General features: G+C 62.5%; 12 protein-coding genes. 7 read left to right on the forward strand and 5 right to left on the reverse strand.

Annotated elements, in window-relative coordinates; all coding sequences use genetic code 11:
• Window positions 1-75 precede the first annotated feature (75 nt).
• Window positions 76-1,500: a sensor histidine kinase gene (locus tag QMK55_RS05605; RefSeq protein WP_102358087.1), complete on the reverse strand. Its 1,425-nt coding sequence runs from the start codon at window positions 1,498-1,500 to the stop codon at window positions 76-78.
• The gene (locus tag QMK55_RS05610; RefSeq protein ID WP_102358086.1) at window positions 1,487-2,209 is read right to left on the reverse strand and encodes a response regulator transcription factor; all 723 of its coding nucleotides are present in this window, start codon (window positions 2,207-2,209) and stop codon (window positions 1,487-1,489) included. The genes QMK55_RS05605 and QMK55_RS05610 overlap by 14 nt, the downstream gene beginning before the upstream one ends.
• Before the next feature lie 219 nt (window positions 2,210-2,428).
• Between QMK55_RS05610 and QMK55_RS05615 the strand changes: the two genes are divergently transcribed.
• Window positions 2,429-5,182, forward strand: a complete 2,754-nt coding sequence (locus QMK55_RS05615) for a response regulator (protein ID WP_102358110.1) — start codon at window positions 2,429-2,431, stop codon at window positions 5,180-5,182.
• 85 nt (window positions 5,183-5,267) lie between these two features.
• A complete protein-coding gene (locus tag QMK55_RS05620; RefSeq protein ID WP_102358084.1) occupies window positions 5,268-6,257 on the forward strand; it encodes a 2-hydroxyacid dehydrogenase in 990 nt (329 codons plus the stop codon).
• A gap of 19 nt (window positions 6,258-6,276) precedes the next feature.
• On the opposite strand, the gene QMK55_RS05625 is transcribed toward QMK55_RS05620, so the two are convergent.
• The gene (locus QMK55_RS05625; protein ID WP_320328818.1) at window positions 6,277-6,732 is read right to left on the reverse strand and encodes a hypothetical protein; all 456 of its coding nucleotides are present in this window, start codon (window positions 6,730-6,732) and stop codon (window positions 6,277-6,279) included.
• A 133-nt stretch (window positions 6,733-6,865) separates the two neighbouring features.
• On the opposite strand from QMK55_RS05625, the gene QMK55_RS05630 reads away from it, so the two are divergent.
• On the forward strand, window positions 6,866-7,300 hold the full coding sequence (locus tag QMK55_RS05630; RefSeq protein WP_102358083.1) for a hypothetical protein: 435 nt from the start codon (window positions 6,866-6,868) through the stop codon (window positions 7,298-7,300).
• A complete protein-coding gene (locus QMK55_RS05635; protein WP_098965082.1) occupies window positions 7,300-7,704 on the forward strand; it encodes an META domain-containing protein in 405 nt (134 codons plus the stop codon). The genes QMK55_RS05630 and QMK55_RS05635 overlap by 1 nt, the downstream gene beginning before the upstream one ends.
• 162 nt (window positions 7,705-7,866) lie before the next feature.
• Here QMK55_RS05635 and QMK55_RS05640 read toward each other — a convergent pair whose 3' ends face one another.
• The gene (locus QMK55_RS05640) at window positions 7,867-8,334 is read right to left on the reverse strand and encodes a TlpA disulfide reductase family protein (protein WP_320328819.1); all 468 of its coding nucleotides are present in this window, start codon (window positions 8,332-8,334) and stop codon (window positions 7,867-7,869) included.
• 114 nt (window positions 8,335-8,448) lie between these two features.
• Here QMK55_RS05640 and arsC point away from each other — a divergent pair, with 114 nt between their 5' ends.
• The 3 genes from arsC to QMK55_RS05655 are packed head-to-tail and all read left to right on the forward strand — an operon-like array spanning window position 8,449 to window position 9,823.
• The gene (arsC, locus tag QMK55_RS05645) at window positions 8,449-8,802 is read left to right on the forward strand and encodes an arsenate reductase (glutaredoxin) (protein ID WP_102358080.1); all 354 of its coding nucleotides are present in this window, start codon (window positions 8,449-8,451) and stop codon (window positions 8,800-8,802) included.
• The gene (gene wrbA / locus QMK55_RS05650; protein ID WP_102358078.1) at window positions 8,799-9,395 is read left to right on the forward strand and encodes an NAD(P)H:quinone oxidoreductase; all 597 of its coding nucleotides are present in this window, start codon (window positions 8,799-8,801) and stop codon (window positions 9,393-9,395) included. Before arsC ends, wrbA begins: the two co-directional genes overlap by 4 nt.
• Before the next feature lie 2 nt (window positions 9,396-9,397).
• Complete coding sequence (locus QMK55_RS05655; RefSeq protein ID WP_102358077.1) at window positions 9,398-9,823, forward strand: DUF2069 domain-containing protein; 426 nt, start codon at window positions 9,398-9,400, stop codon at window positions 9,821-9,823.
• A gap of 55 nt (window positions 9,824-9,878) precedes the next feature.
• On the opposite strand, the gene hrpA is transcribed toward QMK55_RS05655, so the two are convergent.
• Entirely contained in the window at window positions 9,879-13,790 is a 3,912-nt protein-coding gene (gene hrpA / locus QMK55_RS05660; RefSeq protein WP_320328820.1) for an ATP-dependent RNA helicase HrpA, read from the reverse strand.
• Between the last annotated feature and the right edge of the window lie 70 nt (window positions 13,791-13,860).

The following is a 13,860-nucleotide window of genomic DNA, read 5'->3' on the forward strand; positions in this document are numbered from 1 at the left end:
TCCCGCAGTGGCTTTCAGCGGTGAATCGAAACGCCTCATCGCGAGCAGGCTCACTCCCACAGTGGACGGTGCTGCTCACCCAATCTGAGGCAAACACCTGTCCAGTGTGGGAGCAGGCTTGCTCGCGAAGGCGCCAGAGCCGACGACACTGCTCTCAGCCACCAGCCGCAAATTCAGGCGCAACCCTGCCCCGGCATTTTCCGCCCACAACATCCCGCCCTGGCGCTGCACCGCATTCCTCGCAATGCTCAACCCCAGGCCAAACCCGCCATCCCCCGGGCGCGAGCCGTCGAGGCGGGTGAAGGGCGAGAAGATCCGCTGCAGATCGCCCTCGGCCACGCCACCGCCCTGATCTTCCAGCCACAGATGCCAGTAGTCACCGTCACGCCGTCCATCGAGGCGAACAATACCGCCGTCAGGCGAATGACGAATGGCATTGCGCAGAATATTCTCCAGCGCCTGCGCCAAGGTGTTGAGGTTGCCCCGCACCCAGCACGACGACGGCAACGCGCACTGCAATTGCAGGCTCGGCCAGCCGCTTTCGTAACAGGCGTTGTCGGTGAGCATTTCCCACAGCGCCTGAATCTGGATCGCTTCGTCCGGCAATGGCGCACGTTCGGTGTCGAGCCAGGCCAGTTGCAGGGTGTCTTCGACCAGCCGCTGCATGCCGTCAACTTCACGCCCGATACGCTCGCGCAGCTGCCGCAGATCCTGTTCGCTCTCGCTGGCCACCCGCAGCCGGCTCAGCGGTGTGCGCAGTTCATGGGACAGGTCGCGCAGCAACTGCTGTTGCAGGGTCACGGTAGATTGCAGGCGTTCGGACATCGAGTCGAAGGCCCGGGCCAGTTCACCGAGTTCGTCCGGACGCTGGGTGATGCCGCTCGACAGGCGCACATTCAATTGATCGGCGCGCCAGGCGTTGGCCTGCCCGCGCAAGTTGTTTAGCGGCACCACCAGCAAGCGATACAAGCCGACACACAACAGCAAGGTAAACAACCCAGGAATCACGCCGTTGGTGATCACCCGCCAGAACACCCGGTATTTGCCTGGCAGGAAACGCTCGGGCAACTCGATCACCAGACTACCGGCGGACGGTTCCTGGGGAAACGGTACGCGCAGCCACGGCCGGCCTTTTTTGTGGATCGGCCAGTCGAGGCCGCGCAAAAAGGTCAGGTGCTGGATTTCCTGTTCATTCAGCGGATCGCTGCTCAATGACTGCAGATTGCGGTCGATCACCCCAACCCAACCGGTCTCGCGCAACCCCATGCTCTGCAGCCAGTTATCGACCCCGTCACGCTCGCCGTGCTGCCACGCCCGCTCGGCTTCGGCGGCATATCGGCTCAGGGTGCCGCGCGCCTCGTCGGAGAGGAACTGATTGCGCTCCTCCATGTAACGGCCCCAGGACCAGCTCAGCCAGATCATCAGCAGACAGAACGCCACTAACAGACACGCCAGTTTCCAGAACAGCGAATGCCGCCCCGGCAGGTCAGAGACTTTCATCGGACGCACTCAACACATAGCCTTTGCCCCACACCGTACGCACTTCCCGTTCGGTGTAACCGATAGCCTTGAGTTTGCGGCGGATCTGGCTGATGTGCATGTCGAGGCTGCGGTCGTGGGCCGCATAGCCGCGCTGCAACACATGCTGATAAAGGAAGGCCTTGCTCAGCACTTCTTCGTCGTTGCGATTGAGGGTTTCCAGCAGCCGGTATTCGCTGCGGGTCAGGCCTGCGGCTTGCTGGTTATAGAAGACGTCGCACTGTTCATCGTCGAACCGCAGCGCGCCGCTGATCGAAGCCGGCGCAATGGCTGGCGGACGCCGATCCAGCGCCACCCGCCGCAGGATCGCCTCGATCCGCACATGCAGCTCGGCCATGCTGAACGGCTTGGGCAGGTAATCATCGGCCCCCAGACGGAAGCCGCTGATACGATCGGCCTCGGCGCCCAGGGCCGACATCAGCAACACAGGCGTCGAATGGCTCTGGCGCAATTGCGTCAGTACCTTCAGGCCATCGAGTCCCGGCAACAGAATGTCCATCAGCACCACGTCGAATGGCTGGTGGCGGGCGATGTTCAAGCCGTCCTGGCCGTTCTGGCACCAGGTCACCGCAAAGCCGCTGCGGCCCAGATGTTCGTGGACATAGGCACCGAGCACCGGATCGTCTTCGATGGAAAGAATGCGTGGCTGGCCAGCGGAAACAGGAGTCATGAGTATCTGCAAGTAATTCTCAGTTGAGAGCGATTATTCAAGATTGCCCGTCATCGGGCAACCCAAGGTTGACCGGCCGGACAAACGAGCCTGCCCCCGCCGACCGATGCCGAGATGATTTTTCCGAAGATTGCCTGCCTGCAAATCGCTACACTGCGCCCATACCGCGTGCCGGACGCACGTGCGAGTCAACAGTTCAGCGGGATGCAGGAGATGGGTGTGCTCAAGAAACTGGGAATCAAAGGTCGCGTATTGTTGCTGACCCTGTTGCCGACCAGCCTGATGGCGTTGGTCCTCGGTGGCTATTTCACCTGGATGCAACAGTCCGACCTGCAGACCCAATTGATGCAGCGCGGTGAAATGATCGCCGAACAACTGGCGCCGCTGGTCGCGCCGGCCATGGGCCACGGCAACACCGATCTGCTGGAACGCATCGCCACCCAGTCCCTCGAACAACCCGACGTGCGCGCCGTCACCTTCCTCGCCCCTGACCGCACACCGCTGGCGCATGCCGGCCCGACCATGCTCAATCAGGCGCCCAGCGGCGACAGCGCGCTACTGCAACGGCGCAGCGGCAATGACGCCACCCGTTACCTGATGCCCGTGTTCGGCAAGCATCGCAATCTTGCCGGCGACGTGATCCCGGCAGAGTCCGAGCGCCTGCTCGGCTGGGTCGAACTGGAGCTGTCGCACAACGGCATGCTGCTGCGCGGTTACCGCAGCCTGTTTGCCAGCCTGCTGCTGATTGCCGCGGGCCTGGCCGGCGCCGCCCTGCTCGCGTTGCGCATGGGCCGCACCATCAACCGCCCGTTGAGCCAGATCAAACACGCCGTCGCCCAGCTCAAGGACGGTCATCTGGAAACCCGTCTGCCACCGCTCGGCAGTCAGGAGCTGGACGAGTTGGCCTCGGGCATCAATCGGATGGCCGGCACCTTGCAGAACGCTCGCGAAGAGCTGCAGCACAGCGTCGATCAGGCCACCGAAGACGTGCGCCAGAACCTGGAAACCATCGAGATCCAGAACATCGAACTGGACCTGGCGCGCAAAGAAGCGCTGGAGGCGAGCCGAATCAAATCCGAGTTCCTCGCCAACATGAGCCACGAGATCCGCACGCCGCTCAACGGCATTCTCGGCTTCACGCACCTGTTGCAGAAAAGCGAACTGACCCCGCGCCAGCTTGACTATCTGGGCACCATCGAAAAGTCCGCCGACAGCCTGCTGGGGATCATCAACGAGATCCTCGATTTCTCGAAGATCGAGGCCGGCAAGCTGGTGCTCGATCATATTCCGTTCAACCTGCGTGACCTGTTGCAGGACACCCTGACGATTCTTGCGCCGGCAGCCCACGCCAAACAATTGGAGCTGGTGAGTCTGGTGTACCGCGACACGCCGCTGTCGCTGGTCGGCGATCCGCTGCGTCTGAAGCAGATCCTCACCAACCTGGTCAGCAACGCGATCAAGTTCACCCGCGAAGGCACCATCGTCGCGCGCGCCATGCTTGAAGAAGAACACGAGGACAGCGTGCAACTGCGCATCAGCATTCAGGACACCGGCATCGGTCTGTCGAGTCAGGATGTGCGCGCGTTGTTCCAGGCCTTCAGTCAGGCCGACAACTCGTTGTCGCGCCAGCCCGGCGGCACCGGCCTTGGCCTGGTGATTTCCAAGCGCCTGATCGAACAGATGGGCGGCGAAATCGGTGTCGACAGCACCCCCGGTGAAGGCTCGGAATTCTGGATCAGCCTGAGCTTGCCGAAAACCCGCGACGACACCGACGACCTTCCCGCCCCACCGCTGCTCGGGCGCCGGGTAGCCGTGCTGGAAAATCACGAACTGGCGCGTCAGGCCCTGCAGCATCAGTTGGAAGACTGTGGCCTCGACGTCACGCCCTTCAACACCCTGGAGAGCCTGACCAATGGCGTCACCGGCGCCCACCAGACCGATCAGGCGATCGACCTCGCCGTGCTCGGCATCACCAGCAACGACATGCTCCCTGAACGCCTGAACCAGCACATCTGGGATCTGGAGCACCTGGGCTGCAAAGTATTGGTGCTGTGCCCGACCACCGAACAGACGCTGTTCCATCTCTCGGTACCCAATCCGCACAGTCAGCTCCAGGCAAAACCGGCTTGCACGCGCAAACTGCGCCGGGCCCTGGCGGATCTGGCCAACCCGCGCCAGCCGCGCAACGAACCGGGCGAACCGCTATCGAGCCGCGCGCCGAAAGTGCTGTGCGTCGACGACAACCCGGCCAACCTGTTGCTGGTACAGACCCTGCTCGAAGACATGGGCGCCAAGGTCCTGGCCGTGGAAAGCGGCTATGCCGCCGTCAAATCGGTGCAAAGCGAATCTTTCGACCTGGTGCTGATGGACGTGCAGATGCCGGGCATGGACGGGCGCCAGACCACGGAAACCATCCGCCAGTGGGAGAGCGAACGGCATTGCACGCCGCTGCCGATCGTCGCCCTCACCGCCCACGCCATGGCCAACGAGAAACGCGCCTTGCTGCAAAGCGGCATGGACGACTACCTGACCAAACCGATCAGCGAACGGCAACTGGCGCAAGTGGTGCTGAAGTGGACCGGCCTGGCCTTGCGCAACCAAGGACCGGAGCGGGTCAATGACAGCACGACCGGCAACAATGAACTGCCGGTACTGGACCACGAAGAAGGCCTGCGCCTGGCCGCGGGCAAGGCCGATCTGGCGGCAGACATGCTGGCGATGCTGCTCGCTTCGCTGGAGGCCGACCGCGAAGCCATTCGCGCCGCGTGTGAAAGCCGTGACCAGAACGCGCTGATCGAGCGCGTGCATCGCCTGCACGGTGCGACCCGGTATTGCGGCGTACCGCAGTTGCGCGCGGCCTGCCAGCGCAGTGAAACCCTGCTCAAACAGGGCGACCCGAAAGCAGTGGCGGCGCTGGAAGAGTTGGAGCGAGCAATCAATCGCCTCGCGACGCAAGCCAGGATCAGCGCCTGATCCACGGCAATGCCGCGCACGTTGTCCCACGCTAAAGTGAGGGCGGGTCAACACTGACTCGCCACCCCGCGCCAAGGAGGAATACATGCGCACGATCGTTTTCAGCAGCCAGACCTACGACCGCGACAGTTTCCTCGCCGCCGACTGCCCGGCCACTATCGAGCTGCACTTTCAACCGGCCCGACTCAGTCTCGACACGGCCGCGCTGGCCGAGCAGCACGAAGTGGTCTGCGCCTTCATCAACGATGATCTCAGTGCGCCAGTGCTGGAGCGCCTCGCCGCCGGCGGCACGCGGCTGATCGCCCTGCGCTCGGCGGGCTACAACCATGTCGATCTGGTCGCGGCGAAACGCCTCGGGCTGGCCGTGGTGCGGGTGCCGGCCTACTCGCCGCATGCGGTGGCCGAACATGCCGTGGCGCTGATCCTGGCGCTCAATCGGCGCCTGCACCGCGCTTACAACCGCACCCGCGAAGGTGATTTCAGCCTGCACGGCCTGACCGGTTTCGATCTGGTGGGCAAGACCGTCGGCATTGTCGGCACCGGACAGATCGGTGCCACATTCGCGAAAATCATGCACGGTTTCGGCTGTGAATTGCTGGCCTATGACCCGTACCCGAACCCCGCAGTCGAGGCCTTGGGGGCACGTTATCTGAGCTTGCCGGAGCTGCTTGCGCAGTCGCGGATCATCAGCCTGCACTGCCCGCTCAACACGCAGAGCAAACACTTGATCAACCGCGAGTCACTGGCGCACCTGCAACCGGGAGCGATGCTGATCAACACTGGGCGCGGCGGTCTGGTGGACACACCTGCACTGATCGACGCCTTGAAGGACGGCCAACTGGGCTATCTGGGACTGGATGTCTATGAAGAAGAAGCGCAGCTGTTTTTCGAGGATCGCTCCGACCTGCCGTTGCAGGACGACGTGCTGGCGCGGTTGCTGACGTTCCCGAACGTGATCATCACCGCGCACCAGGCGTTTCTGACCCATGAAGCACTGGGCGCAATTGCCGCGACCACCCTGCACAACATCGCGACCTGGGCCGCAGGCGCGCCGCAGAACCAGGTTGAAGGTTGAAGGTTGAAGGCTTATCGGTTTACTTCGGCGACAGCGAGGAGGCCAGGATCAGCAGGGCCAACCAGCCAAATCCGAAAAAGCGCTGCTTCATCGAGTGACCGTTACGCAGCAGGAACCAGACAAAAACCATCGGCAGCAGAAACACCATGATCTTCAACCAGCCTTCCACCGGACGCGAACCGTCGGCGTTGACCTGCAGTTGAGGTGCTCGCGCTGGTTCCGGTTGCCGACGGCGGCGACCGACCGCAGCGGGTGTCGCTCTCGGCGCGGGCTCCGGGGCCGGCGGCAGGACAAACGCCTCGGGCACGGATTTGTTACGTGGCAGGCTGCCAAATGAAATCGTCGACGTTGCGGCGGCGGCTGCTTGCGCCGGGGTATGCCCATGCTGCTGCGCCATCGGAGCACCACAATGAATGCACGCCTTTACTTCCGAGCTGATGCTCCGCTTGCATTCATAACATTCGATCAGCGCCATGTTCCGTTCCCTCAGAGTGAAGGGCGGCAGTTTGCCATGTGCGTCGACCAATTTGAACCGGATCGAAGGTCGCACGCGTTCGCCATCCTGCAATCAAGCCCGTGCTAGCATGTCGCGCATATTTGGAGGACCCATGGTCGAACACGATTTCCGCTACACCCTGATGAACCCGCAACACACCCTCACCGAATGCCGCGCCCTCGTACCGGGCCGCTATCAGGTCACCGGCAATGGTGGCTCGATCCGCAACGGTGACGTCCTGTTGGTCACTCTCAAAGGCAGCAAGGACTTGTCCATGCGCCTGACCGTCGACACCGTGCGACACCTGATCAATCCGCCGGGCCAATGGACCGCGATGACCACCGGCCCGGTATTCGGCGAACTGGCGATCCACACCTGGCAGGTCAACTGCGACAGCTGCGCCAAAGAGCTGAACTTCGAGTTCGCGGTCGACGCCAAGCTGGGCAAGAACGCCGAGAAACCGGCCGCCACCGCGCGCATCGCCGAGTTGGGCTGGAAAGCCGTCGGTGACAAGCACCTGTGCCCGAAATGCCAGGAGCCTGCGTGATGAAACGCCTTGCCCTGCCCCTGCTGGTCGGTGCCGCTCTGGTGGGCTGTGCCGCAGAGCCTGTGCAATTGCAACAGAACCGCAGCTACATTCTGGAGTGGATCGGCGAGCGGCCATTGATGGATTACAGCCACCTGACCGTGACCCTCGGGGACGATGGCCGCGCGTATGGCAACGGCGGCTGCAACCACTGGTTCGCACCGTACACCCTCGAAGGCGACAAGCTGAGCTTCGGCCCGATCGGCAAGACCCGCAAACTCTGCGCACCGGCACTGATGGAGCAGGAACAACGCTTCCTGCAGGCGCTGCAAGGTGTCGAGCGCTGGGACATCTCGCCGATCGAGCAGATGCGCTTCTGGCCCGCTGAAGGCAAGCCGCTGCGCTGGTGGCTGGAAGAGGGTTAATCCTCTCCTGCTGCTGAGACTACCCTGTGGCGAGGGGATTTATCCCCGATGGGTCGCGGAGCGACCCCCTTCGGAGAGTCAGGATAAACCGAGCTCTCGGGTTTCAGGGCTGCTGCGCAGCCCATCGGGGATAAATCCCCTCACCACAAAACCTCACGTGTTCTACTTGGCAGCCTGCAACGCCTCCAGCTTGGCCAAAACTCCCGCCGCCGTCTGCTCGCCCATCAACTGCTCACGCACCTTGCCCTTGTTGTCGATGATGTAAGTCACCGGCAAGGCCTCACTGCGCGGCAGGTCGAACAGGTCCGCCGGATCCTGCGCCAGCACGGTGAACTTGATGCCCAGTTTCTCGCTGGCAGACTTGAGATCCTCGCCCTGTACGTTGTCGAAGTTGACCCCGAATACGCCGATGTTCTTGCTCTTCAACTCGTCAGACAAATGATTCAGTTCGGGAATTTCCGTGCGGCATGGCCCGCACCATTCGGCCCAGTAATTGAGCACTACCCATTGCTTGTCCAGACGCTCGGACGCCACCTTCTGACCGTTCTGGTCTGTGCCGTAGTCGTTCCCGCAGCCCCCCAGCATCAACGCCCCGATCATCGTCAATGCCGCTGCCAATCGCCGTGTCATGTCGTGTTCCCTGGTCAAAAATTGAATGCGCCTGCGACCCATCGCCTCTGAAGGTTCTGGATTGCGCGCTGCACAGTTAGAATAGCCGCCACTTTACGCCAGAAGCGACCCGCCATGACCGATCTGACGCTTTATCACAATCCGCGCTGCTCGAAATCCCGCGGTGCGCTGGAACTTCTTGAGGCCCGAGGCCTGACCCCGAACGTGGTGCGTTACCTGGAAACCCCGCTGGACACCGCGCAGATCAAGGCCTTGCTCGGCAAGCTGAACATCAGCGCGCGGCAACTGCTGCGCACTGGAGAAGATGAATACAAAATGCTTCAGCTGGCTGACGCCAGCCTTAGCGAAGCGCAACTGATCGCCGCCATCGCCGCGCATCCGAAACTGATGGAACGGCCAATTCTCGAAGTCGGCGACAAGGCGGTGATCGGCCGTCCACCGGAGCAGATCCTGGAGTTGCTGCCGTGAGCGCGCCGTACATTCTGGTGCTGTATTACAGCCGCAGTGGCTCGACCAACGAGATGGCCCGACAGATTGCCCGCGGTGTCGAGCAAGCCGGCCTCGAAGCGCGCCTGCGCACTGTGCCGGCGATTTCCACCGAGTGTGAAGCGGTGGCCCCGGACATCCCCGAGGAAGGCGCGCTCTACGCCACCCTCGATGACCTGAAAAACTGTGCCGGTCTGGCCCTCGGCAGCCCGACCCGCTTCGGCAACATGGCCGCACCGCTCAAGTACTTCCTCGACGGCACCAGCAACCTGTGGCTGACCGGCGCCCTGGTCGGCAAACCGGCCGGCGTGTTCACCTCCACCGCCAGCCTGCACGGCGGCCAGGAAACCACCCTGCTGTCGATGATGTTGCCGCTGTTGCACCACGGCATGCTGATCACCGGCCTGCCGTACAGCGAGTCGGCGCTGCTGGAAACCCAGGGCGGCGGCACACCTTACGGCGCCAGTCATCATGCCGGGGCTGATGGCAAAAAAGGTCTCGATCAGCACGAAATGGCACTGTGCCGCGCACTGGGTCTGCGCCTGGCCAAGACCGCACAAAAACTGGAGGGCTGAGGGTGGCGAAGAAACCGAAAATCCTGCCCTCCGTCGGGTGGCTCGAACCCCGCGTCAAGGCGATGCGGATCATCAGCCTGCTGTGTTTCCTTGGCCTTGCCGGGCTGCTTGCCGCTTACTATCTGGTGTTCGCCGACCTGCACGGCGCCCGACCGTGGGTGATTCTGCTGGTCGAACTGATCCCGTGGCTCGTCCTTGCACCTGCGATGATCATGGGCAGCGCACGTGGGCATTCGTGGATGTGTTTTGTGGTGAACCTGTATTTCATCAAAGGCGCATTGGCGGCCTATGACCCGAGCCGACAGCTGTTTGGGGTGCTGGAAATGATCGCGAGCCTGGCGCTGTTCTGCTCGGCACTGCTGTATGTGCGATGGCGTTATCAGTTAAATCGCAAACTGGCTGGCGAGGGCGGGATCAGCGGCGCCTGAACTGACGCCGTCGCAGGAAAACCCGCACACACAGGGGCCTGTGCATGTCTGTGGATCAGGCCTCGACCTGAGTCCACTGCTTGCTCAGGCGCTTGTCCGAGATCGGCGCTTTCGTCCCCAACTGCTGGGCGAACAGCGAAACCCGGTATTCCTCCAGCCACCAGCGATACAACTCAAGCTGCGGATCGCGCTTACCCTCTTGGGCGTGCTTGGCGGCGCGGGTCTGGTATTGCGTCCAGAGACCGGCCAGTTCGCCGCTCCAGACCCGATCCTTCTGCACCTGCGCGCCCAGTTTCTCGAAACGCTGCTCGACCGCCTTCAGATAACGCGGCAACTCCTTGAGCCATGGCATCGGTGTTTCCCGGACAAACCCCGGGTAGACCAAATGGCTGAGTTGCAGCTTGATGTCATTCAGCGCGACCGCTTGTGCCAGATCGATCTTGCCCTTGAAGCGCTTTTGCAGACCGTGCCACAGCTTGAGAATCTCCAGCGTCAGCCGCGCCACGCGCTCAGCGTGTTCGGCCCAGCTGCCGCGCTTGCGTTCGGCCAATGCTGCGAGCCCGGCGCCGTCACGCGGCAACGGGTCTTCGCCTTCCAGAATGCAGCTGTCGAGGCTGGCCAGCAGAATGTCTTCGACCAGCGCATCGACCCGACCCAGCTCACGATAGAGCAGGCCCAACTCGGTGATACCCGGCAGTTTGCCGCGCAGGAATTTCGCCGGCTCGGCCAGTTGCTGCATCAGCAGGCGCTGCAAGGCGCGGCGATGCTGGAACTCGGCTTCGGCCGGGGTCGAGAAACGCCCTTCCTTGACCGTGCCACCCTCTTCCACCAGCGCCGGATATACCGTCATCGACAGCCCGGCGATCTTCTGCTGCGTCTTTTCCGCCACCGGGGCGAAGACCTTGGCCTCCACCGGTTGCTGACTTTTCGCGCTCTGCGGCACCGCCAATGCAGCCTGACTGGCTTCGGCAAAACGCGCAGTCAGCTCGGCCAGGTCACGCCCTTCGCCAAGGAATTTGCCTTGGCCATCGACGATCTCCAGATTCATCCGCAGATGCCCTTCGACCCCTTGTTCAGCTTCCGCCCACGCCTCATCGCTGACCCGTGCGCCGGTCATGCGCAGCAGTTCGCGACCGAGCGCTTGCGGCAACGAACCTTCGGCGAAAGTCATGCGCTGCAACGCCGCCTTGATGAAATCCGGCACCGGCACAAAGTTCTTGCGCAAGGCCTTCGGCAGGTTACGTACCAAGGCAATGCACTTGGCCTCGATCAGCCCCGGCACCAGCCATTCCAGGCGTTCCGGCGGCAGCATTGGCAGCAGCGGCGCCGGCACGCGCAGGGTCACGCCGTCGCGCGGGTGATTGGGTTCGAAGTGATAGGTCAGCGCCAGTTCCAGATCACCGATGTGCAGCGTGTCCGGGTAATCGCGCGCGGTGACTTCACTCGCCTCGCGAGCCAGCACGTCTTCTTCGCGCATGATCAGCAGTTGCGGATTCTTCTGGCTGTTGACCCGATACCAGCTGTCGAAGGTTGCAGTCTGGTGAATCTCCGCCGGCAACCGTGCGTCGTAGAACGCATACAGGGTTTCTTCGTCAGCGAGAATGTCGCGGCGACGGGCCTTGGCTTCCAGTTCGTCGAGCTGTTCAAGCAACTGTTTGTTGGCCGTCAGGCACCTGGCTTTGGACTGAATCTCGCCACGCACCAGGCCTTCGCGGATAAACAACTCGCGCGAGACCACCGGATCCACCGGGCCGTAATGCACCGGGCGGCGGCCGACCACGATCAGCCCGAACAGAGTGATCTGTTCAAACGCCACGACTTGGCCACGCTTCTTTTCCCAGTGCGGTTCGAAGTGGTTCTTCTTGATCAAATGCCCGGCCAGCGGCTCGATCCAGTCGGCGTCGATCTTGGCGACCATGCGCGCGTAGAGTTTGGTGGTTTCCACCAGTTCGGCGGTCATCAGCCACTGCGGACGCTTCTTGCCGATGCCCGACGAGGGGTGAATCCAGAAACGCCGCTGACGGGCGCCGAGGTAATCGCCGTCTTCGGTTTTCTGGCCGATCTGGCTGAGCAGGCCGACCAGCACCGCTTTGTGCAGTTTCGGGTAATCCGCCGGTTCTTTGTTGAGGCTCAGCTGCATGTCGCGGCAGATCAGGCTCAACTGGCGATGGGAGTCGCGCCACTCGCGCAAGCGCAAGTAGTTCAGGAAATTCTTGCGGCACCAGTTGCGCAGCGGGCTGGCAGTCAACGCCTGGCGCTGCTCTTCGAAGCCGCGCCACAGATTGACCAGTCCGGCGAAGTCCGAGTCGGTGTCTTTCCATTGCGCGTGGGCTTGATCCGCAGCTTGCTGACGCTCCGGTGGACGCTCGCGCGGGTCCTGAATCGACATCGCACTGGCGACGATCAGCACTTCCTGCAGACTGCCGAGCTTGGCCGCTTCAAGCAGCATGCGGCCCATGCGCGGGTCCACCGGCAAGCGCGCCAACTGGCGACCCAGCGGAGTCAGTTGACTGTTGCGATCCACCGCCGAAAGTTCTTGCAGCAGATTGAAACCGTCGCTGATCGCCTTGCCGTCCGGTGGCTCGATAAACGGGAACGCGGTGATCTCGCCGAGGCGCAGATGCAGCATCTGCAAAATAACCGCGGCGAGGTTGGTGCGCAGAATCTCCGGATCAGTGAATTCCGGGCGACCGAGAAAATCTTCTTCGCTGTACAACCGAATGCAGATGCCCGGCTCGACCCGGCCGCAGCGACCTTTACGCTGGTTGGCGCTGGCCTGGGAAATCGCCTCGATCGGCAGGCGCTGAACCTTGGCGCGGTAGCTGTAGCGACTGATCCGCGCAGTACCGCTGTCGATCACATAGCGAATGCCCGGTACGGTCAGTGAGGTCTCGGCGACGTTGGTCGCCAGCACGACGCGACGGCCTGGGTGCGACTGGAAAATCCGCTGCTGTTCGGCCGGCGACAGGCGTGCGTACAGCGGCAGGATTTCAGTGTGTTTGAGCTGGGCCTTGCGCAGCATGTCGGCGGCGTCGCGAATCTCGCGCTCGCCCGGCAGGAACACCAGCACATCACCGGGGCTACGACGTTCGCTGCGCTCGTAGGCGGCGATTTCGTCGAGAGTGGCGAGAATTGCCTGATCCACGGTCAGGTCGTCCTCGACACGGTTGCCTTCTTCGTCCTGCTCCAGGGTCAGCGGGCGATACCAGGTGTCCACCGGGAAGGTACGGCCGGAGACCTCGACAATCGGCGCGTCGTCGAAGTGCCTGGAGAAGCGTTCCAGATCGATGGTCGCCGAAGTGATGATGACTTTCAGGTCCGGGCGCCGCGGCAGCAGGGTTTTCAGGTAACCGAGCAGGAAGTCGATGTTGAGGCTGCGTTCGTGGGCTTCGTCGACGATGATCGTGTCGTAGCGTTCGAGGTAGCGATCGTTCTGGGTTTCCGCCAGCAGGATGCCGTCGGTCATCAGTTTGATCAGGGTATTGGAGTCGCTCTGATCTTCGAAACGCACCTGATAGCCGACCAGCGAACCCAGCGGTGTACCGAGCTCTTCGGCAACCCGGCTGGCGACGCTGCGCGCAGCGATTCGACGCGGCTGGGTGTGGCCGATCAGGCCGTGCTGACCGCGACCGATTTCCAGACAGATTTTCGGCAGCTGGGTGGTTTTGCCCGAGCCGGTTTCGCCGGCGATGATCAGCACCTGATGCTTCTCGAGCGCAGCCTTGATTTCATCGCGCTTGGCGGCAATCGGCAGGCTGTCGTCGTAACGAATCACCGGCAGGCTGGCACGGCGTGCCAGCACCTGATCACAGGACGCCTGCATACGCGCCACCCACTGGGCCAGTTTGGCCTCGTCGGGTTTCTTGCGCAGCTCAAGCAACTGCCGCCGCAGCCGGTGACGGTCGGCGAGCATGGCGTGATCGAGGTTTTTCAGCAGTTTGTCGATGGAGGGCGATTCGTCGGTCATCGGGTACGCAATTCGGTCGTCTATATGTGCAGGGGGCGGATTGTCGCAGATTTGGCGGATTTGTGGCGTG

This window comes from Pseudomonas sp. P8_229, from assembly GCF_034008635.1.
GTDB lineage: Bacteria > Pseudomonadota > Gammaproteobacteria > Pseudomonadales > Pseudomonadaceae > Aquipseudomonas.

What these genes read in the sequence shown, in the direction of transcription:
- QMK55_RS05605 (WP_102358087.1), bottom strand. Translation starts at nt 1,500, where the DNA reads ATGAAAGTCTCTGACCTGCCGGGGCGGCATTCGCTGTTCTGGAAACTG.
- QMK55_RS05610 (WP_102358086.1), bottom strand. Translation starts at nt 2,209, where the DNA reads ATGACTCCTGTTTCCGCTGGCCAGCCACGCATTCTTTCCATCGAAGAC.
- QMK55_RS05620 (WP_102358084.1), top strand. Translation starts at nt 5,268, where the DNA reads ATGCGCACGATCGTTTTCAGCAGCCAGACCTACGACCGCGACAGTTTC.
- QMK55_RS05625 (WP_320328818.1), bottom strand. Translation starts at nt 6,732, where the DNA reads ATGGCGCTGATCGAATGTTATGAATGCAAGCGGAGCATCAGCTCGGAA.
- QMK55_RS05630 (WP_102358083.1), top strand. Translation starts at nt 6,866, where the DNA reads ATGGTCGAACACGATTTCCGCTACACCCTGATGAACCCGCAACACACC.
- QMK55_RS05635 (WP_098965082.1), top strand. Translation starts at nt 7,300, where the DNA reads ATGAAACGCCTTGCCCTGCCCCTGCTGGTCGGTGCCGCTCTGGTGGGC.
- QMK55_RS05640 (WP_320328819.1), bottom strand. Translation starts at nt 8,334, where the DNA reads ATGACACGGCGATTGGCAGCGGCATTGACGATGATCGGGGCGTTGATG.
- arsC (WP_102358080.1), top strand. Translation starts at nt 8,449, where the DNA reads ATGACCGATCTGACGCTTTATCACAATCCGCGCTGCTCGAAATCCCGC.
- hrpA (WP_320328820.1), bottom strand. Translation starts at nt 13,790, where the DNA reads ATGACCGACGAATCGCCCTCCATCGACAAACTGCTGAAAAACCTCGAT.